Origin of the sequence: Caballeronia sp. GAWG1-1, from assembly GCF_023631465.1 — a bacterium.
Taxonomy (GTDB): domain Bacteria; phylum Pseudomonadota; class Gammaproteobacteria; order Burkholderiales; family Burkholderiaceae; genus Caballeronia.
Window position 1 is genome coordinate 304,346 of the sequence record NZ_JALQDB010000028.1, and the last position, 25,266, is coordinate 329,611.

Sequence of the window (25,266 nt, forward strand, 5' to 3'; positions counted from 1 at the left end):
GTATTGATAGATTCAAGGGGAAACCCTAGTTAACAGAAAAGTTGTTTGACAACTTTGGGGTGCCTTGCTACTTTCGATCGTTCCAGACGACTACCGCGAGGCGCCGTGAACATCCAACCGATTACCGTAAGCGAGTTTTCTGAGTCCGTCATGGCCGTGCCGCCGCTCGCACGAAATGTCGATTACTCGTTGAATCCTCATGCAAACCGCAAGCTGGTCGAGCATATAGAAGCGGGCGGCGTGCGTACGCTCCTATACGGCGGCAATGCGAATCTTTATCACGTTGCCGTGAGCGAGTACCGCGAGTTGCTTGACATGCTTGCCGAGATTGCGAGGCAAGAGACGCGCGTAATTCCCGCCATCGGTCCGGACTACGGAAAAATGCTCGACCAGGCGCACATTCTTTCGCAGACGGACTTCCGTACCGCGATGGTGCTCCCGCTTGCCGGATTCACGACGCCACAGGGCGTGGCGACGGGCCTCAAGCGCCTGGTCGATGCAGCCGGCATGCCGTTCACGCTCTATATCAAGAGCGAAGATTATGTCGATGTCGATACGCTCGCCGCACTCATCGATGACGGTACGTTGCTGGCCGTCAAGTACGCGATTGTGCGTGCCGATCCCGCCGTCGATCCGTATCTGCTCCGCCTGCTGCAAAGCGTTCCGGCCGCGAAAGTCGTGTCCGGTATGGGCGAGCGCCCGGCGATCGCCCACGTGCGTGAATTCGGGCTCGCTGCGTGGACAACGGGCTCGGGCTGCATTGCGCCTAACGCGGTGACGGCGTTGCTGCACGCCGTGAAAACCGGTCGCATGGACGAGACTCGCCAGCTTTATAACCGCTTCCTCCCGCTCGAAACCCTACGCGACGAAATCTCGCTCATCCGCGTCCTGCATGACGCCGTGACGCTCTCGGGCATCGCGGATATGGGGCCGCTTCTGCCGCTTCTGAGCGGCTCGCCCGAGGCGGCGTTGCCTGCCGTCGCAAAGGAAGCGCGCGACCTCGTTGAAATGGACCGCGCCATCGCGCGAGTGCGTAATGCGGCGCCTTCACGGGAAACGCCAGTTAAAAGCGGTTAAACAAGTCGCTCGGGGTATATCCCGAGAGCGCGCAGCAAACATCGGCAGACAAAGCGTCAACGCCTGTTTGACCCGGTTGGGAAACAAGATCTGCTTCCGTCGATTTGCTTGACATACGATGATCGCGTTAGCTATTTTTCAACTTCCGAAGTAAAAGGAAGCATTGCGCGGCTGCGCTGCAGCGTGCGGAATCGCGAAGTATCGAAAAATCAGAGCAAGCAAACCCGGGCCGGGCACCAATAAAACAACCGGCCTTGCGAAAGACGTGAGGAGACGAAATGGCTTTCAAGGCAGGACTGTCAGTGAAACTGGCGGCGGTATGCGTCGCCGTCAGCGCGACCTTTGCGGCGGGCGGGGCGAATGCGGCCGATCCGGTATCGATCAACATCGTCGACGTTGCGGGCAATCTTCAACTGACGCAGAAGGGGTTCGAAGCCTTCAAGGCGAAGTATCCCGATCTCGTTTCCAGCATCACCTTCACGAACGCGCCCGCGCCGCAGTTGCCGGGCAAGATCAAGGCGATGCAGGGCGCGGGCCGCTCGGACATCGACCTCGTCGTGACGGGCACGGATGCGCTCGCGGCCGGCATCCAGCAAGGTCTGTGGGAAAAGCTGCTGCCCGATAACGCCAAGGCGTTCCCCGGTGTGCTCGACAAGTACGCACCGGGTCCGCGCAAGATGCAGGACATCGCGCAAGGTTACGGCCTGGAAGTCACCTACATGCCCGCGGGTCCGCTGCTCGAATACAACCCCGCAAAGGTCACCGACGTGCCGAAGACGCCGGATCAACTGCTCGCGTGGTGCAAGGCGCATCCGAACAAGCTGATCTACGCGCGCCCGGCGAATTCCGGTCCCGGCCGTACCTTCCTCATGGGTCTGCCGTATGTGCTCGGCGACAAGGATCCGACCGATCCGGTCAACGGCTGGGACAAGACCTGGGCCTTCCTCAAGCAACTGAACGACTGCATTCCCTACTATCCGGGCGGCACGTCGGCGGTGATGAAGGAGCTGGGCGAGGGCACGCGTGACATGACCGTGACCGTGACGGGCTGGGACATCAACCCGCGCGCGCTCGGCATCGTGCCGGCGGAATTCAAGGTGCAAGCCTTCGACAACATGACCTGGGTGAACGACGCCCACTACATGGTGATCCCGAAGGGCGTGCCCAAGGAAAAGCTCGACGTGCTTTACAAGCTGATGAACTTCATGCTCGAGCCCGCGCAGCAGGCGCTGACTTACGACGACGGCTATTTCTATCCCGGCCCCGCCGTGAAGGACGTGCCGCTGTCGGCCGCGCCCGCCAAGAGTCAGGAAGTGATTCAGAAGTTTGGCCGGCCGGAATACGCGAAGTTGCTTGCCGACCGTCCGCACGTCGTGCCGCTCAACGCGCAGGCGATGGTAGCCGCGTTCCAGAAATGGGACCGTGAAATCGGCGCGGCGAAAACGAAGTAAGCATCGACGCCAGGCATCGATACCGCGTCATTGATAAAGCGGCGGCGCTCCTCATCGGACGCCGCCGCTTCGCACAAGGGTTTCGCCATGAAGCATGATTTTGAGCAGTTGCGTCTCGACTCGGTCTCGCGCAGTTTCACCAATGCGGAAGGGCAGCAGCTCGCGGCGCTGAAAGGACTCGACCTGAACATCCAGCGCGGCGAGTTCATCGCGCTGCTCGGGCCTTCGGGTTGCGGCAAGTCGACGGCGCTGAACTGCATCGCCGGTTTGCAGCCTTTGACGGGCGGCGGCATCTGGCTGGACGACAAGCGTATCGACGTGTTGCCGCCCGAGAAGCGCGGCTTCGGCATGGTGTTTCAGAACTACGCGCTGTTTCCGCATATGTCGGTGCTGGATAACGTCGGCTTCGGCCTGAAGATGCGCGGCGTCGCGAAGGCGGAAGCCACCAAGCGCGCCAAGGCCGCATTGAATCTCGTGCAATTGATCGGGCACGACGCAAAGTTGCCGGGCCAGTTGTCAGGCGGCCAGCAGCAGCGCGTGGCGATTGCGCGCGCAATCGTGATCGAGCCGCCGCTCGTCCTGATGGACGAGCCCTTGTCCAATCTCGACACCAAGTTGCGGATCGAGATGCGCGCGGAAATCCGCCGCATTCACGGCAAGCTCGAACGTGCCACCATCTACGTGACGCACGATCAGGACGAAGCGCTGTCGATGGCCGACCGCATCGTCGTGATGAAAGAGGGGTCGGTGCAGCAAGTGGCCGCGCCGAAGGAAGTCTATTCGCGGCCGAAGAACCTGCATGTCGCGCGCTTCATGGGCTTTCGCAATGTCGTGCCGTTCACGCTCGAAGGCACGCAGGGCGAATCCGTCGCGGTCACCGCGAATGGCGTGCGCTTGCTCGGCATGCCGATGGAAGGCTTCGACAGCAAGAACGTCAGCGTCGCGCTGCGGCCCGAAGACATGGAACGCGCCGCGCCCGGCGAGCCGAACGCGTTCGACGCGCTCGTCGAGATCGTCGAATACGGCGGCCGCGATTCGCTCGTCATCGTGAACACGGCGTTCGGCAAGCTGTGGGCGCGCATTGCGGGCGAGTACAGCGAAGGCGAGCGCATCACGTTGCGCGTTGCGCCTTCGAAGACGCTCGTGTACGGAGAAGACAAATGATCGCCACGCTTCCCGCTCAGCGCGATCCGAAGGGTTGGCTCGTCGCGCCGGCACTGATTTTTATCGTCGCGCTCTTCATCTATCCGTTCGCCTACGGTCTCATGCTGTCGTTCAATCCGATGAACGGCGGCAGCGCGTGGGCCAACTACATCACGTTTTTCACCGATACGTCGATGTGGCCGACGATCATCGTTACGCTCAAGCTCGCGGTGCCGGCGACGCTCATCAACGTCGGCGTCTCGGTGCCGGTCGCATTTGCGTTGCGGCGCTCGTCGCCGTATCAGAAATTCGCGACCACGCTGCTCGTCATTCCGGTGACGCTCGGCACCGTGCTGATCGCGGATGGCATGCTGACGTACTTCAGCCCGAACGGCTGGTTCCCGCAAGCCGTGCAGGCGTTGCATCTCTATGGCGATGAAGTCCGGCTCACGCATAACTACTGGGGCGTGCTGATTTCGCTCATCGTGTCGGGCTTTCCGTTTGCGTTTTTGCTGACGCTTTCGTATGTGACGGGCATCGACCCGACGCTTGCGCGCGCGGCCGCCACGCTCGGCGCAAGTCCGTGGCAACAGTTCCGGCAGATCTACTTTCCGCTGTTGCTTCCCGGTCTCACGATGACCGCGTGCCTCTCGTTCGTGCAGGCGTTCTCGGTGTTTCCGTCGGCGGTGCTGCTCGGCGCGCCTGCGGGTCCCACGCGCGTGATCTCGATCGCCGCATCCGAAGCGGCGTTCGAGACTTACGATTACTCGCTGGCATCGACCATCGCACTCGTCATGGGCTTCGTGCAGTTGCTCGTGGTGGGCGGCATGCTCGGCGCGCGGCGCTTCTTCTATACCGGTCCTGTCACCGGAGGGAAGGGATAATGGCTACCGACAATCGCGCGGCCCAGAACTGGCCGGCCGCCACCCTCGGCGAAGGATCGAAGCCAGGCAAGAACATGAAACAACGCGCTAGCTTGCCCGACCGGTTGTGGAAAGCCCTCGTCTGGGCGACGATGGGTTTCTTCCTCTTGAACGTGCTGCTGCTGATTGCGACCGTCGCGGTGAATTCGGTCGCGACGCGCTGGTTCGGCACGCTCTTGCCGCAAGGTTTCACGCTGCACTGGTACGCGCAGGCGTGGAGCGACTTTCAATTGTCGAGTGTGCTGCTCGTCACGATGGAAGTGGTGGGCGCGGTCGTGCTGCTGTCCATCGTGCTGGGTGTGCCCGCTGCGTATGCGCTTGCGCGCGTGCAGTTTCCCGGCAAGCGCTTTGCCATGCTCGTGTTTCTGCTGCCGCTGATGGTGCCGCCCGTCACCTACGGCATTCCGATGGCCACCGTGATGTACAAGTTCCATCTTGCCGGCACGCTCACGGGCGTGATCCTCGCGAATTTGGTGCCCGCGCTGCCGTTCGTGATTCTGGTGATGACGCCGTTCATCGAGCAGATCGATCCGAATCTGGAATCGGCGGCGCGCATCTTCGGGGCGAACACGACGCGTTACTTTCGCTATGTTTTGCTGCCGCTGCTCGTGCCGGGCATGCTCGCGGCCGGTTTGCTTGTGCTCGTGCGCACCATCGGCATGTTCGAGCTGACGTTCTTCACGGCGGGACCGACCACGCAGACGCTCGTCGTCGCGCTCTATTACGCGGTGTTTTCGACAGGCGTGCGAGCGCCGCAGTCCATCGACGCCATGGCGATGATCTACATGGCGATCACGCTGATCTGGGTGCTGATCGCGCTGCAGTTCGTGAGTCCGACGCAACTGGTTTCGCGCGTGAAGGAGCAGCGGCAGTGATGGGACCGCGTGATGTCGTGGCGCTCGCGGCCGAGCCGCGTCTGACGATTGCGAGTGGGCCGCATGTCATCGAAGTGGCGCCGTCGGCGGGCGGGCGCATCACGCGCTTCGCCACCGAATTCGCCGGCGGTCTGCAAGACTGGCTCGTGCCGATCACGCTTTCAGGCTGGCCCGCCGATACCTGGCCAAAAGGCGGCAGCTATCCGCTCGTGCCGTTTTCGAATCGCGTGCGCGATGCGCGCTTTCCGGCACCGGATGGCGAGCGTGTCGAGTTGTCGACGTTTCCGGGCATGGCGCACGCGCTGCATGGCTTCGGGCAATACGCGGCGTGGCAGGTCGAGCGCCATGACGCGGATTGCATCGTGATGCGTTATGTGCATCGCGAGGACGAGCATGGCTGGCCGTGGCCGTTCGAAGCGGAGCAGGTTATCCAGGCGAACGCCGAGGGTGCGCGGCTGTCGATGCGTGTGTTGAACCGTTCCGCGCGGCCGATGCCGGTCGGCATGGGTTTTCATCCGTATTTCGCGGCGCAGGAAGCCGAACTGGATGCGAGTATCGACTGGCGGCATGAAGGCGAGATTGCGGTCGAGCCATCGGGGGATGCGCCAGCGCGCCGGCATCGACGAGAAGAGGAAGGGTACACGCGCTATCTGAGCGGATGGAGCGGCCGCGCGACGCTAAATTTCGCCGACGGCCGCACGCTTTCGCTCGACGCCGGCGACACGCTCGATCACGTCGTCGTGCACTGCCCGGCCGGTGCGGGCTATCTGTGCGTCGAGCCCGTGTCGCACGTGAGCGATGGTTTCAATCTCGACGCACGGGGCTTGCGCGGGACGGGCGTCGCCGTCATGGCGCCAGGTAGTGAAAAAGCGGTGTCGCTCGTGATGGCAACCGGCGTGAGCCGGGACGAACGCCCGGCCGGCGCCGGCGCCTGACGCGCGCCGCCACGGCGTGCCGCATGCGCGATGCATTGGCCGGCAACACGCCCCCGGCTAAAAGGCACGCATCCCTGTTCATGCGGCACCTCCCGTTTCGAGCGTCAGCGTGTGGCCGGCGCGGAGAAAAATGCCTCGACCATTTCGACGATGCGCCATGTCGAACACGGTCTGCGGCAATGCGCGTCGAAGCCGGCTTCCTTCAGCGTCTGCACCGGATCGGCGGGTAAAACGTTGCTGAGGGCGACGAGCAGCCGCCCGGTGACATCGACATCCATGCGCAGCGTGCGGATAAAAACGTAGCCGGACTCACTGTCCAGACTCGTATCGACGATAAGCGCCTGCGGCTTCCAGCTATTCACGAGAGCGCGCACCGACTTGAGATCCTGCGACAGAATGACCTGCAGGCCCTTCAGGCGAAGCTGTACGGCGAGCGATTCACCGATCGATTTATCCTTATGAGCCACCAGCACGCGCCGAGGCGCATCGCCCGTGTGAGCCCGCTTCATTCGCCACAACGCGAACTCCCGTTCGTTGTTGGCTTGACTGCTTGACATCTCATCCTCCCGGTCTTGGTTGATCTCTTGGTTGATTCGATGCCGAGCATTTTTGACCGGCCGTGCTTTGTCCAACACCCGGCACGGGTAGGGGGTTCAGGGGATTTTGGGAGACTGCCGAATGTATCCCTGCGAAGGGAGGGTGGAAGTCAATCAGCGAACGCGTAATATCGGAACCGTTCTCGGAGCTTTGCAATGGAAAACGGTTATTTCAAAAATGTATTGCTGGTAGAGGACGAAGGGCTGACCAGGAGCGCGATGAAAAGTCTCATCCTGGCGAACGAGCCTTTGCTTGAAATCGACGAAGCGGACGGTTTCGAGCAGGCTAAGGCCAAGTTGTCGGCCAACTCGTATGACCTGATGTTTCTCGACTACCACTTGCGTGGTCAGACTACGGGTATGGATTTGCTCAACTGGATCCGCGAGGAAGATCGCGAAATTCAGACGGTCATGCTTTCAGCCCAGGACGACCGCGATACGGTGCTCGAGTGCATCAAGAACGGCGCGTGCGGATTCATTTCCAAGGGTAGCGAACAGGGCGCGGGCGTTTTCCGCGAGGCGCTCAAGACTATCCTGAACGGCCGCGTCTATCTGCCGAACACGGTACTCGGCAAGGGCGGTCATAGTCCGCGTCCGGTCACGCCTCACGCTGGGATTACCGTCGAATCGCTGGACTTGCCGCCACGGCTTACCGAAACGTTGCGGTATTTACTGCAGGGCTTATCGAATAAGGCGATCGCGCGGAAGATGAATATCAGCGAAAACACGGCGAAAGAGTATTCCAGCGACTTGCTGGCGCGCTTTCACGTCACGCGGCGCACGTTCCTCATCGTGGAAATGGCGCGGCGAGGAATCGAGATGCCGATGAGCAATACGTCGTCGGCTTCCTGAGGCGGTTCTCTGCCAATACTGCGCGGGCGCACCGAGAGGGCGTCCGCGTTGTCGTTTGGGTTCAGGAAAATCCGTCGCAAAAGCGCCGCGTCCCCATTTCTCAAAATTCGGACGAATCCGACGACGGTGTTAAGGTAGAGCCCGTTTATTTCAAGACGGGAATCTGCAGGTGAATAGCGGTTCGAGATTCAGCACACTCCGGCGCGGCGGCGCAGCTTATGCGGTAGCGATGGCGCTGGCCTTGGCACTTGGCGCTTGCGCGCCCCTTCCGCAACAGGCCGATGCCGATGCGGCCGCCGCGGCATCTGCCGCGTCCGCGGCTCAGGCAGCACAGGCGGCGCGTGCTGCCGCCAAGCCCGTGGCACCGTCCCCGCCGGGCGAGCAGCGTATCGTGATCGGCGGCACGAACGGGTTCCACACGACCGTGAAGATCACGCCGCCCTCGCAAGTCTGCGATACCGACGCTTTCGCCGACGGCGTGCGCTACGGCTACGCGCTCACCTGGAATCGGCTCATCGCTGAGGCGGCGCGCAGCGGTGGCCGCGTCGACAAGCGCAAATTCGATGCATCCGCCGTGCACTCGCAGGACGATCAGTACAAGATCCAGTGGGACGGCAAGGAGCGCACGAACGCGTGCGCGTCGGATGGCTATCTGATTGGACGCATCGTCGGCACGCACCTCGCAGGCTTGAATCTGCGCGACGGCAAGCCGTCTTAAACGCCTTCTAGTTGCTTAGTCGCAAAGGTGGGCCGCAGTGACATAGCGGCTCGCGACCGCGATATCCCCGTAAATCGTGTAGCCGGTGCCGCCCGCGGATTGTTGCGCGACGGCCAGCACGGTCGATGCACCGCCTTTTCCCGCCACCGAAACCGCTTCGGTATCCGCGCTCAGCGAGTATTCGCGTACGCGCCCGCCAATCGGCATCCACCTGGCCTTGGCGCATTCCACGAAGTCGTAGGGCGCGCGCTGCGAGGTGCCGGAACCGATCGGCACGGTCTTGATGAGGGCGTCGTCCGTGCTTGCGCAGGATGCGAGGACGAGAGCAAAACACGTTGCTGCACAGGTTGTGACAATTTTTCTCATAATTCCGATGACTTTCTCTGCAGTATCCGCTTAATCTGCGCCCCGTGCGCCGAAACTGGCGTGCCGATGCGGTGGCCGTCGATCGTAACCGCAAGGCTGACGAACCGTAAACCCGCCAGTTCTTGCTATTCGAGCACGGTCGGCCGCTTGCAAAACCGCTCCAGCTCACGATTTCCACGTTCTTACCCGTGGTTGTCCCAATATTAGTCAAGTTGGGTCAACCGTCGCCGTTATACAGGCGTTTCTCGCTCTGAAGCCTTTTGTATGGCGCGAGCACGGGCGGCAAGTGTAGACGAGCCGAACGAGCGCTGCGACCGCGCAAGGTTGCGCGGTTCCCGATAACGATGATCAGCGCTCGCGCCGGGCAGTATCCCTGCCCACGCGAGCGCGGGCAAGTTCCAAAGAACGCATGTCTCGCAGAAAGTTGTTCTCCCGGCTTCGCGCCACGTCGATGCCCGCTCGTTTCAGCGGCATCGTTTCCGATCCTCAGCGGCTCGCCGCGCCTGCGCTCACGGTAATCGTCGGCGTGTTGCTGCTCGTGGTCTTCGAGCATCTTTCGCGCGCGGTCAATTATCAGTCGGTGATGCACGCGCTGCGAGCGACGACGCCGCAGGCATGGCTCGCGGCGCTTTGCGCGACCGCGCTCAGTTTCGCCGCGCTCGTGGGACGCGACGCCGTCGGTTTGCGGCACATTGGCGTGAGCGTGCCGCGTTCGCTTCTGTGGGTCGGCGCGACGGTGGGATCGGCGCTTGGCAACGTGACCGGCTTCGGCGCGCTGACGGGTGGCGCCGTGCGCTGCCGCGTGTACGGCGCGGCCGATGTCACGCCGGCTCAGGTTGGCCGCCTTTCCGTCTTCACGGGCGTCACGCTCGCTTTGTCGCTCGCCTTCATGGCTGCGGCCGGCATGCTGTTCTCGGCGGGCACGCTTGCCGGCATGATGCATCTTTCGCCGACGATCCTGCAGATCATCGGCGCCGCGCTGCTCGCCGTGTTCGTCGCGATGCTCGTCTTTTGCGGCCGCGCGCCGCGCACCTTGCAGTCGCGCTGGAAGTGGCTCGCGTTCACGGTGCCGTCACGCCGCGATTTCTTGGCGCAAACGGCGCTTGCCGTCGTCGATGTCTTCGGCGCCGGCCTTGCACTGTGGGCGCTGTTGCCGGGCGCGCAGGTCGGCTTCGGCGAATTCATGACGGTGTTTTCGGCCGCCATGTTGCTCGGCATGATCGGTCATACGCCGGGCGGCGTGGGCGTATTCGAAGCCGCGATGGTTTTCGCGCTCGGCAGCAGCGCCCGGACGCCGGACGTGCTCGCCGCGTTGCTCGCGTATCGTGCGATCTACTTCGGCCTGCCGCTGATCCTCTCCGCCGGTGTGATGACCGCGTTCGAAGGCCGCGCGCTCAAGGGCAGCTTCGGCTTCCTGCGTCCGAGCCGCGTTTCGCAACTCGCGCCGCTGTTTCTGTCGATCGTAACCTTCGCGGCTGGCTCCATGCTCGTCATCTCCGGCGCCACGCCCGCTTTCAAGATCCGCATCGCGTTCTTGCAGACCGTGCTGCCGCTGTGGGTGCTGGAGAGCTCGCAGCTGCTCGGCAGCGTGCTCGGCGTGCTCCTGTTGTTCGTCGCGCGCGGCCTGATGCGCCGTCTCGATGCGGCGTGGTGGCTCGCGCTCATGCTCGCGGTGGCGAATCTGGCGCTGTCGCTCGCGAAGGGTCTCGCGTTCGTCGAGGCAGGCGTGCTTGCGGTCCTGATCCTCCTGCTCGTCGCGACGCGCGAGCGGTTCAACCGCCGCTCGTCGCTGTTCGCCGAGCGCTTCACGGCGACTTGGCTGTTTTCTATCGGCATGGTGATCGCGGTTGCCGTGTGGATCATGTTCTTCGCTTTCCGCGACGTCGCCTACAACACCGATCTCTGGTGGCAGTTCGCTTTCGACGACCGCGCGCCTCGCGCCTTGCGTGCAACGCTCGCGGCGGGCGTGTTCGCGTCGGCGTTCGCGGTGTGGCAACTGCTGCGTCCAGCAGCAGGCCGTTTCGAGAAACCCGCGCCGCAAGATCTCGCCGATGCCGCGCGCATCTTCCGCGCGCAGGAGCGCAGCGACGCCGGTCTCGCGATGATGGGCGACAAGAGCTTTCTCTTCTCCGAGTCGCGCCAGGCTTTCCTGATGTACGCGAAACACGGCCGCACGTGGGCCGCGCTGCACGATCCGGTCGGGCCGCGCCACGAGTGGGCCGCGTTGATCCGTCAATTCGTCGCGCTCGCGCATTCGCACAACGGCCGCGCGGCGTTCTACCAGGTGCGCGCCGATGCCTTGCCGCTCTATCTCGACGCCGGCCTCACGCTGATGAAGCTCGGCGAGGAAGCGCACGTCGCGTTGTCGGAATTCGATCTGAAGGGCTCGCATCGGTCGCATCTGCGCTATGCGTTGAAGCGCGGCGAACGTGATGGCTTCGATACCGAAGTGATCGATCCGTCGCGTGTCGCCGAATGCATGCCGATGCTGCGCGCCATCTCCGACGACTGGCTCGACAGCCGTTCCGCGCGCGAAAAAAGCTTCTCGGTGGCGGCGTTCAACGAGGATTATCTGGCGGCGCAGTCCGTGTTGCTCGTGCGTCAGCAGGGCGCGCCGGTCGCCTTCGTCACCTTCATGACGACGGACATGAACACCGAAGCGACCGTCGGCGTGATGCGCCATGTCGCCGAGGCTTCGCCGTACGCGATGGAATATCTCTTCACCAAGCTCGCGCTGCATCTGAAGGAAGCGGGCTTCAAGTCGCTGTCCCTCGGTATCGCGCCGCTGTCGGGGATGGAGCCGACGCCGCTGGCATCGCACTGGCATCGGCTGGCGGGCCTCGTGTGGCGTTTCGGCGGGCGCTTCTACAACTTCCGCGGTCTGCGCGGATTCAAAAGCAAGTTCCAGCCGCGCTGGGAACCGCGTTACCTCGCGGCGTCCGGTTCGGTTGGCGTATTTTTCACTTTGGCGGACCTCTCGCTTCTGGCGGGAGGCTGGCGTTCATGATTTTGAATAGCAAGAAACTGATTGCGGCGGCGCTTGCCGGCATGTCGCTGCTGGGCGCGGCTCACGCGGCATCCACGATTTCGGGTGGCACTTATGGCCAGGTCACGCTCACCAAGCCTTCGGGCGACATGACCGGCTTCGTCGTCTTGTTCTCCGAGAAAAGCGGCTGGAATGCGAGCGATCAGCAAGCCGCCGATGCGCTCGCCGCGAAAGGCGCGATGGTCGTCGGCGTCGATACGCCGCGCTACGCCGCCCGCCTGACCGCGGAAAAAGAGAAGTGCCATAACCTCGTCGGCGACGCCGAGAGCATGAGCCATCAACTCGAACGCACGGTGCAGGCGAGCCACTATTACTCGCCTATTTTCGCGGGCACGGGCCAAGGCGCGATTCTCGCCGAGCAGGCGCTCAAGCAGGCGCCGGACAATACGGTTGCGGGCGCGATATCGCTTGCGCCGGATACTCAACTCGACGCGCGCTTCAATCCGTGTCCGCCCGACCCGACCATCATCCACGCGAAGGGTTTGCCGGGCTTCATGGCGCGCGATGCGGTGCAGCCGGGCCGCGGCAAATCCGATGCGATCGTCGCGATGGCGGCGCCGCATCTGAAGAAGGCGGAAGTCGCGGGCGAGCATGACGTGTCCGATCTGCCGCTCATCGAGTTGCGCGCCGCGCAGCCGACGGATCTGCTCGCCATCGTCATTTCCGGCGATGGCGGCTGGCGCGATCTCGACAAGACGATGGCGCTTGCGCTACAGCGCGATGGCGTGTCGGTGATCGGCATCGATTCGCTGCGCTATTTCTGGAGCGAGAAGTCGCCGCAGCAAACGGCGGCGGATATCGCGCGCGTGGTTCGCACTTACAACGCGCGCTGGCATACGAGCCATGTGGCGCTGGTTGGCTATTCGTTCGGCGCGGACGTCATGCCGTTTGCCTACAACCGTTTGCCGGACGACGTACGCGGTCAGGTTTCGTATGTCTCGCTGATGGGTTTTTCGCCGTCGGCGGATTTTCAGATTCGCGTGACGGGTTGGCTCGGCATGCCGGCAAGCGACAAGGCGCTCAAGGTACGGCCCGAACTCAACAAGCTGCCGCCGGCGCTCGTGCAATGTATCTACGGCGAGAAGGAGGAAGATACGCTGTGTCCGTCGCTGACGAAGACGGGGATCGAGGTGGTGAAGCTGCCAGGCGATCATCATTTCGGCGGCGACTACGATGCCTTGGCGCGGCGCATTCTCGCGGGATGGCGTAAGCAGATCGCGGCGCGAGGAGAGCAGGCGCAGACGGCTTCGCGGTAGGCGGGTCGTTCGAGTTTGGTTTGAAAAGCCGAAGCGCGATGGGTCGCGTTTCGGCTTTTTTGCGTTTGCGGGCTGCGCTCTTGATTAATGCGGGCGCTTCGTTCGAGTTCGCTCGTTGGTGCGGTTCGAGAGTCAGGGCGCAAGGCGAGCGCCAGTTTCCCGAGCGTCGTCGTTCACGATTCAGCGTCATCGTCTACCATGACCGGACCCTACACGCGGAGTCCGGCATGTCTCTCATCGATCATCTCGACCATCTCGTCCTCACCTGCGTCGACGTGGAGGCGACCAAACGCTTTTACGTCGATGTGCTGCAGATGAAGCTCGAAAGCTTCGGCTCGGACCGTCTCGCGTTTCACTTCGGCAATCAGAAAATCAATCTGCACGTGCGCGGTTCCGAATTCGAACCGAAGGCGCATCTGCCGGTGCCGGGCGCGCTCGATCTGTGCTTCATCGCCGCCGTGCCGCTCGACCGGGTGATCGAACGGCTCGCGCAGATGAACGTGCCGATCATCGAAGGTCCGGTCGAACGAACCGGCGCGACGCAAAAATTGCGCTCGGTCTATGTGCGCGATCCGGACTACAACCTGATCGAGATATCCGAACTCATTTGAGCGGACCGAGATAGTCCAGCTTGCCGATAGGCGCGCCGAGGTGACGCAGGATGTCGTGCGTCGTCACGACATGGAAGTAGAAATTCGGCAGGCCGAAGCCGAAGAGATAATCGACGCCCGAAAACGATGGTTCGAAGTTGGGAAACTTCATCGTGACGGTGCGCGTTTCGCTGTCGGCCAGTGTCTCTTGCTGGATGCTCTTCAGAAACACGATGGTCTTCGCGATGCGCTCTTGTAAAGCGGCAAAGCTGTCTTCGTTGTCTTCGAAACGCGGAGCTTCCGCGCCTGAAAGACGCGCGGCGGAAAGCTTGGCCGTATCGCTTGCACGCTGAATCTGCGCGGCGAGCGGCAGCATGTCGGGGGCGAGACGCGCGTTGATTACATCGGCGTGGGTGAGGCCTTTTTCATCGGCGAAGGCGGCGCCTTTTTCCAGCAGGCTGGCGCAGACTTCGAGTCCGCGAATGAACACGGGAATCGACGCGCGATACATCGAGAGTGACATGGGAGAGCGCTCCTTTTTTGGTTTGTGATGCGGGTGGGGCTAGGGTAGGCGTTTTCGAGTTGCCTCAATCATGGCCGCCGCGCCGAGTATGTCGGCGGGGCATAAGCATAGCGCTGTGAGGTGCGGGCTGCTGAAGTGAATCGGCGAGCCGGCTTGGTCCGTCGTGTTGTGCACATGAAAGCTCGAACGGCTGGCTGCGACGCTTTCCATGAACGGCGATTCGGCGTGCCACGCCGCCAGAACCGCCTTCTCACCCAGACGCCTCACCCTGTCTCGCGTTCCACTCCCGAAGTCGTTCTTCAAAGCGCTCCAGCGCTTCTTCATAAAGATCGAACACGCAAGGATGGCAGCCGCTTTGGCAGCAGTCTTCCGGCAATGGACGTTCGGGCGGCGCGGGGCGCGGGTCGTTGGTAGGGGGCATCTCTCGCTGTGGGGAATCTCATCGGGTCATTGTGCATTGCATGTTGCATGTTGCATGCAACATGCCGCATGCCGCATGCGAAATGCTTCGTCACCCAGGAGCGCACGGTCGTCTAAATTTTGGCGGCGGCCTGCGAACGTCGAATGCGATACTTTCGCGCGAGGCATTCTAAAAACCGCGTCGATCGGACACAGGATTCTCCCGATGAACCAGACCGTCAGGCATGCGATTTCTGGTGCGCTCCTAAGCGTGTTGCTGGCCGCCTGCAGCGTGCCTCAGTCCGATGCGGGGCGGGCGCAAACCGCGCAATCGACGCAAGCCGGAAACACAGCGTATAGCGCGGAGATCCGCCGCACGGAGTCGGGCATCCCGCACGTACGCGCGGCGGATTGGGGCAGTCTCGGCTTCGGTTTCGGCTACGCGCAAGCCGAAGACAACCTGTGCACGCTCGCCGATGCCTTCGTCACCTATCGCGGCGAGCGCTCGGCCTCGTTCGGCGCGGATGCGCGTCCGCCATCGATGTCGACGTTCGGTCAGCCGCGCAACCTCGATGCCGATTTCTTCTTCCGCATGGTTATCGATCAGGCCGCCGTCGAACGCTATCGCGCGGCGCAAGCCGTCGACCTGCGCGATCTGATCGATGGCTTCGCTTCCGGTTACAACCGCTATCTCGCCGATTTGAACGCGGGCAATTTTCCGAAGTTGCATGCTGCATGCAAAGGCAAGCCGTGGGTCGACAAAATCACATCGGACGATATTTACCGTCGGCTGATCGCGGCGAATCTCGCGGGCGGATCGACGCGCTTCGTGCAGGCGATTGCGGCGGCGCAACCCCCGAAGGCGGGAGCGACGCCGCGCGGGGAGACAACGCCGGACGCGGCGCCGGCGACGAGCAGTACATCGGCTGGTTCGCTGGATGAAAGCGGCGGGCGAATCGCGCCAACGCCATTTTCGGCGAAGAAGGGCGCTCTGCTTGCTGCCGCCAGTTCGCGAATATTGCCGCGCTATCTCAGCGGCGAAGATCCAGGCATGAGCAATGACGCAGCATTCGGCACTCCGCTTCATGCCACAAAATTGCACGATTTTTCGGGCTATTCCGCCGGTGACAATCCCGGCCTCGGCAATCAAGCACCCGCATTCGGCACTCCGCTCTACGCCGACAACCCGCTCGATGCCCTGCGCTATCCCATCGGCGAAAACCCCGGCATCGGCAGCAATGCACTCGCATTCGGCGCGCCGGTAACGAGCGACCAACGCAGCATCCTCTTCGGCAATCCGCACTGGTTCTGGCGCGGCCCGGACCGCTTCTATCAGGCGCAACTGACCATCCCCGGACGCGTGAATGTGGCCGGCGTGTCGTTTCTCGGCGTGCCGCTCATCGTGCTCGGCTTCAACGAGAACATCGCGTGGACGCATACCGTATCGAGCGCGCGCCGCTTCGGCATCTTCCAGTTGACGCTCGATCCCGCCGATCCCACGCATTACATGTTCGATGGTCGAAGCCAGCCGATGACGCCCGTGCCGCTCACCGTCCGCGCGCTTCGCGCCGATGGCACGATCGAATCCGTCACGCGCACGCTGTATCGAACGCGCTTCGGTCCGGTGATGGACCTGTCCGCGCTCTCGCCGGCACTTGGATGGAACACGCAGCGGGCCTATGCGCTTGCCGATGTCAACGCCGACAACGCGCGCGCCTTCCAGAACTTCTTCGCGTGGAACCAGGCGCGCTCGCTCGAGGATTTCATGGCGATCCAGAAGCGCTATGCGGCGATGCCGTGGGCCAACACGCTCGCGATCGGCCGCAACGACGCGCGCGTCTGGTTCGCCGACATCGGCGCGATCCCCGACGTGCCCGACGCGATCGCCGATGCATGCACGCCGCCCGCCGGCCGCGCGCTCGCGAGCCGTATGCCGGGCGTGCCGTTCCTCGACGGTTCGAAGAGCGCCTGCGCGTGGCGCGCGGATGGATCGAGCGTGCAGCAGGGCGCGCTGCCGGTCGCGCAAATGGCGAGCGTCGTGCGCGGCGATTACGTCGGCAACTTCAACGACAGCTACTGGCTCACCAACGCGAACGCGCCGCTCACGGGCCTTGCGCGCGTGGCCGGAGCGACGCGTTACGAGCAGTCGCTGCGCACGCGTTACGGCCATCTGCTCGCGGCGCGGCTGCAGCGCGAGCCGGGCGGCATCACGCGAGACGCGCTGGAAACCGCGGTGCTGGCTACCGGCTCGATGTCGGAGAGACTGTATCGCCAACCGCTGCTCGATGCCGTGTGCAACGGCAACGACGCGCAATACGCTTTGCATGATGCATGCGAAGTGCTGCGCAGCTGGAACGGTTCATCGGATATCGATGCACGCGGCGCGAACCTCTGGGACGAGTTCTGGCAACGCGTGACGCGCCTCGCGCCCGAGCGCCTCTACGCGACGCCCTTCAGCCCCGACAAGCCGCTCGATACGCCGAGCGGCTTCAACATCGACAATCCCGCCGTCGTACAGGATCTGCGACAGGCGCTCGGCGGCGCGGCGCTCGCGCTCCGGCTGAACGGTTTCGCGCTCGATTCGCGGCGCGGCGACATTTTGTATACCACGCGCGCGGGCGAACGCGTGCCGCTCTACGGCGGTTGCGACGAAGCGGGCTACTTTACGGTGGTATGCGCGCGGCGTCCGCTGGACGCGAAGGGGTATCCGATGGACGCGAACGGTCAGGGCGACAGCTACGTACAAGTCGTCTCGTTTGCGGCCGATGGCCCGGGCGGCGTGGAGGCCGACACGCTGCTGTCGCATTCCGAGTCCGACGATCCCGCTTCGCCGCACTCGGCCGATGCCACGCGTCTTTTCTCGGCAAAACAGTGGGCGCGCTTTCCGTTCACCGATCAGGCGATCGAAGCCGATCCAGCCGTTTCGCGCACCGTGATCACGGGAACGCGCTATTGATCATACATATTGAAAAAAATTGCATGATTGCCGCACGATCAAAGGCATGGGCGCAAAAGGGCCGCGAAACCCGTCTATGATGAAGGTTTTGCCCGCCTGGACACACGCTCATGACTAACGGCGACAATACGCAACACGAAGAAGCGGTACGGCTCGATTCGACGGAACTGCAGCGTTTCGTCGACCAGAAATGGAACGATGAGATCGTGCCCGCGCTGACCGACTACATCGCGGTGCCCGCGAAAAGCCCGATGTTCGACGCGGACTGGGCGCGGAACGGTTTCATCGAACGGGTAGTGACGGACGCGGTGGACTGGGTGAAGGCGCAGCGCGTTACGGGCCTGAAAGTCGAGATCGTGCGTCTGCCTGAACGCACGCCCGTGATCTTCTTCGAAGCGCCCGCAACGCGTTCGGGCAGCACCGAAACCGTCGTGCTGTATGGCCACTTGGACAAGCAGCCTGAATTCGAAGGCTGGCGCAATGATCTCGGCCCGTGGACGCCGAAGTTCGAGGACGGCCGGCTCTACGGCCGGGGCGGTGCGGACGACGGCTACGCGACCTACGCCAGCATCACGGCGCTCGCCGCGCTCGACGCCCAAGGCGTGGAGCGGCCGCGCTGCGTCGGCATCATCGAGACGTGCGAGGAATCGGGCAGCTACGACTTGCTGCCGTATATCGACGCGCTCCGCGAACGCCTGGGCGATGTCGGCCTCGTGATCTGCCTGGACTCCGGCGCGGGCAACTACGACCAGTTGTGGCTTACGACTTCGCTGCGCGGTCTAGTCTCGGGCGACCTCGAAATCCAGGTGCTCGAGGAAGGCCTGCATTCGGGCGGCTACGGCGGCATCGCGCCATCGACCTTTCGCATCATGCGGCAACTGTTCGAGCGGCTCGAAGACGCGGCCACCGGCAACCTGCTCCCGAAGGACTTTCATTGCTCGATTCCCGCGCAACGTCTGCGCGAGGCTGAAGCGACCGCCCGCATTCTCGGCGACGATGTCTGGAAGAAACTGCCGTGGAGTTGTGGCCAGGACGGCGGCAGTGTGTTGCCGACCACTACCGACCCGCAAGAAGCGCTCATCAATTCGACGTGGCGTCCGTCGCTGACGGTCACGGGGGCCGCCGGCCTGCCGTCACTCGCCGACGCCGGCAACGTGCTCGCGCCGCGCACCGCGTTCAAGCTGTCGCTGCGCCTGCCGCCGCTTGTCGAAGCCGCCGAAGCGGTCGGTCAGTTGAAGTCGCTGCTGGAACTCGATCCGCCTTACAACGCCAAGGTCACGTTCAAGGCTGAAGCCGGCGCGGCAACTGGCTGGAGCGCGCCCGAGCTTGCGCCCTGGCTGGGGACGTCGTTGAACGATGCATCGCGTCGCTACTTTGGCGCGGATGTCGCATACATGGGGCAGGGCGGCACCATTCCGCTCATGAACACGTTGAAGGAAGGCTTTCCGCGCTCGCAGTTCATGGTGTGCGGCGTGCTCGGCCCGAAGTCCAACGCGCACGGGCCGAACGAATTCCTGCACGTTCCCTACGCAAGGAAACTGACGGCGGCGGTGGCGGAAGTAATCGCTGCTGCGCCCTGATTCAACGCGTCTTCCGGAATCAGAAATCGCCCGCTTCGCGCGGGCTTTTTTTCGGGCCTTTTCAGCGAATTCTTCAAAACGAACTGGTAAGGCCAGTTGATCATGGGTAAAGTAATAGGCCCTCGCCCGCCGTGCGGCATTGCGGCCGGGCCATGCACTTCACAAACAGGAGACAGACATCGCGATGAACGATACCCAAAAATCCCCCGAACTGCGCATCGCCGCCGATACCCTACACGCCTATGTGCGCGCCATCTGGGAAAGCGCCGGCAGCGCGCCGCGCGAGGCCGAACTGGTGGCGGACCATCTCGTGATGTCGAATCTCTCGGGGCATGATTCGCATGGCGTCGGCATGATTCCGCGCTATACGTCCTCCCTCGCGGATGGCCAACTCAAGCTCAACACGCATGCTGAAATCGTTCGCGATGCGGGCGCCGTCATCACCGTCGATGGTCGCAAGGGCTTCGGTCAAGTGGTTGCCTACGAGGCGATGGAATTCGGCATCGAGCGCGCGAAGAAGTTCGGCGTGTGCGCGGTCGGCTTGCGCAACGCGCATCACATCGGCCGGATCGGACACTGGGCGGAGCAATGCGCGAAGGCGGGGCTCGTGTCGTTTCACTTCGTGAACGTAGCGGGCGATCCGCTGGTGGCGCCGTTCGGCGGTATCGACCGGCGCTTCGGCACGAACCCTTTTTGCGCGGCGTATCCGCGTAAAGGCAAGAAGCCGCTGGTGCTGGATTTCGCGACAGCGGGCATTGCTTACGGCAAGACGCGCGTGGCCTACAACAAGGGCGTGCAGGTCGCGCCGGGCATGTTGCTCGACCACGCAGGCGTGCCGACGCTCGAACCGAAAGTGATGCATGAAGAGCCGTTCGGCTCGCTGACCGCATTCGGTCTGCACAAGGGCTCGGGGCTTGCCGCGCTCTGCGAGATTTTCGGCGGCGCGCTTTCGGGCGGATATACCACGCATGAGAGCACGCTGGAGAAGTCGAGCGCGATCATCAATTGCATGACTTCGGTGATTCTAGACCCGAACGCGTTCGATGCCCCGGCCGCAGAGGCCGAAGCGGAAGCGTTCCTCGAATGGATGAAGGCTTCGCCGAAAGCCGCTGGCACCGATGCGATTCACGCGCCCGGCGAACCGGAGGAAGCGCGCCGCGCCGAGCGCAATTCGAACGGCGTGCCGGTCGACCCGACTACGTGGCGGCAGATTCGCGAATCGGCTGTGAAGTCGGGGATGGCGGAGACGGAAATCGAGAAGTTCGCGGGCGCGTTGAAGTAACGTGAAACCGAAGGGCAAATTGGTCAAGCCAGTTTGCCCTTCGCGCTTTGTTTTGCTCGATGGCAGATTGCTTTTGGCCTCAGTCGCGGAATAACGGCGCGACTTTCAGAGCCGAAGCGACACCATTCACCGCACCATTTCTTTCTCGATCCAGTCAATGACCGAGGTCCGCTTCGGCTCCCAGCCCAGCAGGAAGCGCACGCGCTTGCCTCTGACGCGGCTGTTGGAGCCAAGCCCGTAGTTGGCCATCTCATAACCCCATTCCTTGACGGCATCTTCGAGCGGCCAGTCTTCGGGGCCGCGCAATTGCATCGCGCGCGCCATGGCGGTGGTCATGTCGCGATATTGCGCCTCGCCGCTTTCGATGAAATAGAACGTGCCGGCCGGCGTCTTGTCGAGTGCGCGTCGATAAGCATCGACGACATCGTCGATATGCACGTTCGACCAGATGTTCAGCCCGCGTCCGACATGACGCACGATGCCGCTCTTCTGCGCCTGACGTTCGAGTCGCGGCAGTTGCACGCTTGCGGTGTTCGGAATGGCGCCGTGACCGTAGATCAGCGTGTTGCACAGCACGGCAGAGCGCACGCCACGCTTGGCGGCGCCCAGCACGAGCTTGTCGATGGCCACGCGCGGCGCCTTGTCGGCGGTCGGTTCCGGCAGATTCTCTTCGGTGTAGATGTTGTCCGATGCTTCGCCGCCCGACGCATCGCCGACAATGCTCGATCCGCTCGTATGCAGGAACGGTTTGTCGGAGCCTTCGAGCGCGGCGATCAGGGTTTCGACCGCGCCGCGATGATCGCTGCTGGCCGCGTTGATGACTGCATCGGCAGAACGGGCTTCGGCGGTGAGAAGCGCGGCGTCGTCGAGACTGCCGACGACGGGCTCGATACCCGCCTGCTTCAAGGCGTCGCTCTGCTCGGCTCGGCGGATCAAGCCGCGCACCGTGTGACCGTCGCGCGCGAGTCCCGCCGCGATCGAACCGCCGATAAAGCCGCCTGCGCCTGTGATGAAAATCTTCATGTTTTGCTCCTGTGGTCCCATGCAATGCGATTTGCGGGAATTCGTTTGAACCGATGCAGAGAGTATGTCCCGTTTCGACTTTCGCAAAAACGATGCTAGTCTCAAATCAAACTTGACTTGAAATCAACAATCGATCCGCATCGCGCCCGCATGAAGACCAATACCGACGAACTGCAGGTTTTCGTGACCGTCATAGACAGTGGTTCGATGACCGCCGCCGCCGAAACGCTTCAGCAAACCGTATCCGGCGTGAGCCGCACGCTGACGCGCCTGGAAAAGAAGCTCGACACGACCCTCGTGCGCCGCACGACGCGCCGTCTTCAACTCACCGAGGAAGGCGAGCTGTTTCTGACGCGCGCTCGCGCCATTCTCGCCGCGATGGATGACGCCGAGGAAGCGATCTCGCGCCGGCACGAGCGTCCGGCCGGGCGCCTGCGTGTGGATGCGGCGTCGCCGTTCGTGCTTCACTGCATCGTGCCGAATGTGAAGGCGTTCGCCGCGCTTTATCCGGACATCACGCTGGAACTGACGAGCAACGAGCGCATCGTCGATCTGATGGAGCAGCGCGTCGATATCGCGATTCGCATCGGCGTCCTGCAGGATTCGACCTTGCACGCGCGCTCGCTCGGCAGCAGCCGGCTGCGTGTTCTGGCGAGTCCGGATTATCTTGCCGAACACGGCGAGCCGCGTGATGTCGATGAACTCATGCGCGCGCGGCTGATCGGCTTCACCGCACCCGAAAGCCTCAATGACTGGCCGTTGCGCGCATCGGGCAATATTCCGGGCGCGCCGTTCGTGACGATCCGGCCTGCGGTGTCGGCGTCCAGCGGCGAGACTATCCGGCAATTGGCGCTCGATGGCGGCGGCATCGCGTGCCTCGCCGAATTCATGACCGCCGCCGATATCCGCGCGGGCCGTCTGCGTCCGATACTTGACGACGCGCTCGAAGACGTGCGTCAACCGATCAGCGCGGTGTTCTATCAGACCGAGTCGATGGCCGCGCGCTCGCGTGCGTTCCTCGACTTTCTGGCGACGAGGCTCACGCTTTGAAATCAAGCTTTGATAATCACTCGACCATGACCATGCCTACGATCAAGACCATCAACGCACCCGAACTTCCGGTTCCCGCCGGTCACTACAGCCACGCAACGCGCGTGGGCAATCTCGTCTGCGTTTCGGGCCAGTTGCCAATGCGCCCCGACGGCACGCATACCGGGGACCGGCCGTTCGAGGAGCAGGCCGAGCAGACGCTTGCCAATCTGCGGACCGTGCTGGAAGCGGCGGGCGCGCGCATCGAGGATTGCATGGAGGTGACGGTGTATCTCGTTGGCGTCGATCACTGGAAGACGTTCAACGAAATTTACACGCGCTTCTTCGGCGACTGGAAGCCGGCGCGCGCCGTCGTGCCGGTTGGCGCGTTGCATTATGGATATTTGGTCGAGATATCGGCGCGGGCGTGGGTGGAAGACGGACGATGATTTTGGCTTGGGATCATCGCGGCTTTCCACGGGTGTTAAGTTTCGCGCGTGACCTTTGAAATGCGAGTCGGCCGTCGCCGCGCGAGTTACGGCATTTTTGTTGAATCCGGAACGGCTCCGGGCGCATCGGCTTGCGTCGCGCAACGCAGTTCCCGGCGGCTCGCTGCCTCGCGCGCTTTACGCCGAGTCCGATATTTTGTCGGATACCGGAGGGCTTCGACCGGACGCGTAATCCCTCGCGTGATGCGAAGTTCCGTCCGGCCGTCGGCACGCGAGTGTTGTCAGGCCAAATCCAGCGCCCCCGTCAAGTCGCCGAGCGGCTTCTCCCCGTTCGCCGCAAACGCCCGATCTCGCGACGCCACGCCATCGAGCGGTTCGAGATCGTGCACGCGCGAGATGAAGCGAAGAATCGAGTTGGTGTCGTAGACCGTGTGATCGACATATCCCTTTTTCGCGTACGGCGAAATCACCAGTGCCGGAATGCGCGAACCCGGCCCCCAGCGATCGCCCTTGGGCGGCGAGACGTGATCCCACCACCCGCCGTTTTCATCGACCGTGACGACGATCACCGTGTTCGCCCATTGCGGTCCGCGCTGAATATGCTCGATGACATTGGCGATATGCCGGTCGCCCGAAGCAACATCCGCATAGCCCGCGTGCATGTTGAGATTGCCCTGCGGCTTGTAGAACGTGACGGAAGGCAGGCGTCCGGCATCGATGTCCGCGAGCAGCTTGTTCGTGGATGAATCGTCGCCGAGACCCGCATCGCGCAAATGCCGGGCGCGTGCAGCCGTGCCCGGCGCGAAATTGCGAAAGTAGTTGAACGGCTGATGGTGGTACTGGAAGTCCGGCACCGAACCCGTGTCCCGATGATCGAGCGCGTACTGCCACGCGCCGCTGTACCACGCCCAGTTGACGCCCTTGGCCGAAAGCCGGTCGCCGATGGTCGCGTAAGTCTGCGGCGGCAGCACGAGCGGATTCGAAGGATCGGCGGTGAAGCTATCGCCGCCGGGCGCGGGACGCACGTTGCTCGGCTGGTACGGCGGGAACATCGTGTTGACCGCATAGCCGTCCGCGGTGAGGGCGCCATCGCGAACGAATTTGGGCGGCCCTTCGAGCGCGGATTTCGGCGAATCCGGCGCCAGTTTCAGGCGCGGCGTGGTCGGATCGTCGCCATCCACGACGGCGAGCAATCGCGCCGCCGGAGTGTTGTGCACATCGGGATAAAAGGGCGCTTGCGCCGAGATCAGGAAGATATGGTTCAGCCACGAGCCGCCGAATGCCGACATGAAGAAGTTGTCGCATAGCGTGTATTGCTGCGCGAGGCCCCAGAGCCTGAGCGTATCGGGCGAATTCTGGTAATGGCCCATGACGAGGCCACCCGAGTCGCCCCACGCGGCGAACTGGTTATTGCGGCCCGCGTTGATCTGCATCTGGTTCTGATAGAAACGATGCACGAGGTCGCGTGTAATGACCGAATTGGGAAGCGGCGCGCCGTTCGCGTCCATGATCCGGAAAGGCGAGTTCTTGAGGCCGGAAATCTGCTGCTCGGTGATGGCGTAGCGCGTGCCATCCACTTCCTGCGCCTGCGGCACGAGCCCGCCCCAGATTTTCGGCAGTGTGGGCATGGGCGTGACGCCATCGCGGTCGAGCTGCGTGAAGCGCGACGCCGACACCGCCGACAGCGGATACTGCACGCCCGGAAAATTCCCGTACAGATTCGTGAAACTGCGGTTTTCCGCGTAGATCACGACGATCTGCCGCACGTTCGCCGTGAGCGTGCGGTCGAGCGCGACATCAGCCGCTGTTTTTGGTGTGGCAGGCTTCTGCTCGAAAAGATTGCAGCCGCCCAGCGATAAACCGGCGAGTCCGACGCCGGCCGCGAGCAAGCGGCGCCGCGCCGGATCGACAGGCGCGTCGTTCGCCGATGCTTCAGGAAGGGAAGACAACTCGTGATGCGGATGGTCGTTCTCGTTCATCGCCTGACTCCTCGTGGTCTTGTCGCACGCACCGCGCGCCGTGCATCGACGCCTTTTCACGCCGCACGCACCAAGGGCGCGCACGCTTTTCCGCTCTCCGCTGAAGAATGCGGTGACGCGGGCCCAACTGAGAGCGCATGATGCCGTATCGGCGCGCTTGGCGAAACCCGGCCAAACGGCATAAAGCGGATTGCGAACGGCTGCGTATTCGCCTATGT

General features: G+C 63.0%; 22 protein-coding genes. 16 read left to right on the plus strand and 6 right to left on the minus strand.

The features are described 5' to 3' along the window. Positions 1-105: 105 nt before the first annotated feature. The 6 genes from NCT03_RS17720 (at position 106) to NCT03_RS17745 (ending at position 6,404) form a co-directional block, all read left to right on the plus strand. Positions 106-1,077 (plus strand): dihydrodipicolinate synthase family protein, encoded by a 972-nt coding sequence (locus NCT03_RS17720; protein ID WP_502800381.1) that lies wholly within the window; start codon positions 106-108, stop codon positions 1,075-1,077. Positions 1,078-1,355: 278 nt separating this feature from the next. After that, positions 1,356-2,528, plus strand: a complete 1,173-nt coding sequence (locus tag NCT03_RS17725) for an ABC transporter substrate-binding protein (RefSeq protein ID WP_250493305.1) — start codon at positions 1,356-1,358, stop codon at positions 2,526-2,528. 87 nt (positions 2,529-2,615) lie between these two features. Beyond that, a complete protein-coding gene (locus NCT03_RS17730; RefSeq protein ID WP_244828315.1) occupies positions 2,616-3,692 on the plus strand; it encodes an ABC transporter ATP-binding protein in 1,077 nt (358 codons plus the stop codon). After that, a complete protein-coding gene (locus NCT03_RS17735) occupies positions 3,689-4,555 on the plus strand; it encodes an ABC transporter permease (protein ID WP_250466860.1) in 867 nt (288 codons plus the stop codon). The genes NCT03_RS17730 and NCT03_RS17735 overlap by 4 nt, the downstream gene beginning before the upstream one ends. After that, on the plus strand, positions 4,555-5,469 hold the full coding sequence (locus NCT03_RS17740; protein ID WP_250466862.1) for an ABC transporter permease: 915 nt from the start codon (positions 4,555-4,557) through the stop codon (positions 5,467-5,469). The genes NCT03_RS17735 and NCT03_RS17740 overlap by 1 nt, the downstream gene beginning before the upstream one ends. Continuing rightward, positions 5,469-6,404: an aldose epimerase family protein gene (locus NCT03_RS17745; RefSeq protein ID WP_250493360.1), complete on the plus strand. Its 936-nt coding sequence runs from the start codon at positions 5,469-5,471 to the stop codon at positions 6,402-6,404. Before NCT03_RS17740 ends, NCT03_RS17745 begins: the two co-directional genes overlap by 1 nt. Before the next feature lie 104 nt (positions 6,405-6,508). Here the strand turns inward: NCT03_RS17745 and NCT03_RS17750 are convergent, their stop codons facing one another. Then, positions 6,509-7,036 carry a response regulator gene (locus NCT03_RS17750; protein ID WP_250493306.1) on the minus strand — a complete coding sequence of 176 codons (528 nt, stop codon included), beginning with the start codon at positions 7,034-7,036 and terminating at the stop codon, positions 6,509-6,511. 120 nt (positions 7,037-7,156) lie between these two features. On the opposite strand from NCT03_RS17750, the gene NCT03_RS17755 reads away from it, so the two are divergent. Both NCT03_RS17755 and NCT03_RS17760 read left to right on the plus strand, forming a co-directional pair. Next, entirely contained in the window at positions 7,157-7,852 is a 696-nt protein-coding gene (locus NCT03_RS17755) for a response regulator transcription factor (protein ID WP_284503325.1), read from the plus strand. A 241-nt stretch (positions 7,853-8,093) separates the two neighbouring features. Next, positions 8,094-8,570 carry a hypothetical protein gene (locus NCT03_RS17760; RefSeq protein ID WP_250493307.1) on the plus strand — a complete coding sequence of 159 codons (477 nt, stop codon included), beginning with the start codon at positions 8,094-8,096 and terminating at the stop codon, positions 8,568-8,570. 15 nt (positions 8,571-8,585) lie between these two features. Here NCT03_RS17760 and NCT03_RS17765 read toward each other — a convergent pair whose 3' ends face one another. After that, positions 8,586-8,846, minus strand: a complete 261-nt coding sequence (locus NCT03_RS17765; RefSeq protein ID WP_250466865.1) for a hypothetical protein — start codon at positions 8,844-8,846, stop codon at positions 8,586-8,588. A gap of 499 nt (positions 8,847-9,345) precedes the next feature. Here NCT03_RS17765 and mprF point away from each other — a divergent pair, with 499 nt between their 5' ends. The 3 genes from mprF (at position 9,346) to NCT03_RS17780 (ending at position 13,849) form a co-directional block, all read left to right on the plus strand. Further along, on the plus strand, positions 9,346-11,943 hold the full coding sequence (mprF, locus tag NCT03_RS17770; RefSeq protein WP_250493308.1) for a bifunctional lysylphosphatidylglycerol flippase/synthetase MprF: 2,598 nt from the start codon (positions 9,346-9,348) through the stop codon (positions 11,941-11,943). Further along, the gene (locus NCT03_RS17775; RefSeq protein WP_250493309.1) at positions 11,940-13,238 is read left to right on the plus strand and encodes a virulence factor family protein; all 1,299 of its coding nucleotides are present in this window, start codon (positions 11,940-11,942) and stop codon (positions 13,236-13,238) included. The genes mprF and NCT03_RS17775 overlap by 4 nt, the downstream gene beginning before the upstream one ends. A gap of 227 nt (positions 13,239-13,465) precedes the next feature. After that, positions 13,466-13,849: a VOC family protein gene (locus NCT03_RS17780; protein ID WP_250466870.1), complete on the plus strand. Its 384-nt coding sequence runs from the start codon at positions 13,466-13,468 to the stop codon at positions 13,847-13,849. On the opposite strand, the gene NCT03_RS17785 is transcribed toward NCT03_RS17780, so the two are convergent. Together NCT03_RS17785 and NCT03_RS17790 are read right to left on the minus strand one after the other, a co-directional pair. Continuing rightward, on the minus strand, positions 13,842-14,351 hold the full coding sequence (locus NCT03_RS17785) for a DUF1993 domain-containing protein (protein ID WP_250466872.1): 510 nt from the start codon (positions 14,349-14,351) through the stop codon (positions 13,842-13,844). The two genes, NCT03_RS17780 and NCT03_RS17785, sit on opposite strands and share 8 nt — an antisense overlap. A 250-nt stretch (positions 14,352-14,601) precedes the next feature. Continuing rightward, positions 14,602-14,772 carry an oxidoreductase-like domain-containing protein gene (locus NCT03_RS17790; protein WP_250493310.1) on the minus strand — a complete coding sequence of 57 codons (171 nt, stop codon included), beginning with the start codon at positions 14,770-14,772 and terminating at the stop codon, positions 14,602-14,604. A 204-nt stretch (positions 14,773-14,976) separates the two neighbouring features. Here NCT03_RS17790 and NCT03_RS17795 point away from each other — a divergent pair, with 204 nt between their 5' ends. The 3 genes from NCT03_RS17795 to NCT03_RS17805 all read left to right on the plus strand — a co-directional run bounded on the left by NCT03_RS17795 (position 14,977) and on the right by NCT03_RS17805 (position 20,568). After that, the gene (locus NCT03_RS17795) at positions 14,977-17,706 is read left to right on the plus strand and encodes a penicillin acylase family protein (protein WP_250493311.1); all 2,730 of its coding nucleotides are present in this window, start codon (positions 14,977-14,979) and stop codon (positions 17,704-17,706) included. Positions 17,707-17,816: 110 nt separating this feature from the next. After that, positions 17,817-19,286 (plus strand): M20 family metallopeptidase, encoded by a 1,470-nt coding sequence (locus NCT03_RS17800; RefSeq protein ID WP_244828301.1) that lies wholly within the window; start codon positions 17,817-17,819, stop codon positions 19,284-19,286. A gap of 184 nt (positions 19,287-19,470) precedes the next feature. Continuing rightward, a complete protein-coding gene (locus tag NCT03_RS17805; RefSeq protein ID WP_244828300.1) occupies positions 19,471-20,568 on the plus strand; it encodes a malate/lactate/ureidoglycolate dehydrogenase in 1,098 nt (365 codons plus the stop codon). A 126-nt stretch (positions 20,569-20,694) separates the two neighbouring features. On the opposite strand, the gene NCT03_RS17810 is transcribed toward NCT03_RS17805, so the two are convergent. Next, positions 20,695-21,591, minus strand: coding sequence for an NAD-dependent epimerase/dehydratase family protein (locus tag NCT03_RS17810; protein WP_250493312.1), 897 nt, complete (start codon positions 21,589-21,591; stop codon positions 20,695-20,697). Between the two features lie 150 nt (positions 21,592-21,741). On the opposite strand from NCT03_RS17810, the gene NCT03_RS17815 reads away from it, so the two are divergent. Then, a complete protein-coding gene (locus NCT03_RS17815; protein ID WP_250493313.1) occupies positions 21,742-22,641 on the plus strand; it encodes a LysR substrate-binding domain-containing protein in 900 nt (299 codons plus the stop codon). 32 nt (positions 22,642-22,673) lie between these two features. Further along, positions 22,674-23,069 (plus strand): RidA family protein, encoded by a 396-nt coding sequence (locus NCT03_RS17820; RefSeq protein WP_250466877.1) that lies wholly within the window; start codon positions 22,674-22,676, stop codon positions 23,067-23,069. Between the two features lie 281 nt (positions 23,070-23,350). Here the strand turns inward: NCT03_RS17820 and NCT03_RS17825 are convergent, their stop codons facing one another. After that, entirely contained in the window at positions 23,351-25,048 is a 1,698-nt protein-coding gene (locus tag NCT03_RS17825; protein ID WP_250493314.1) for an acid phosphatase, read from the minus strand. Positions 25,049-25,266 lie beyond the last annotated feature (218 nt).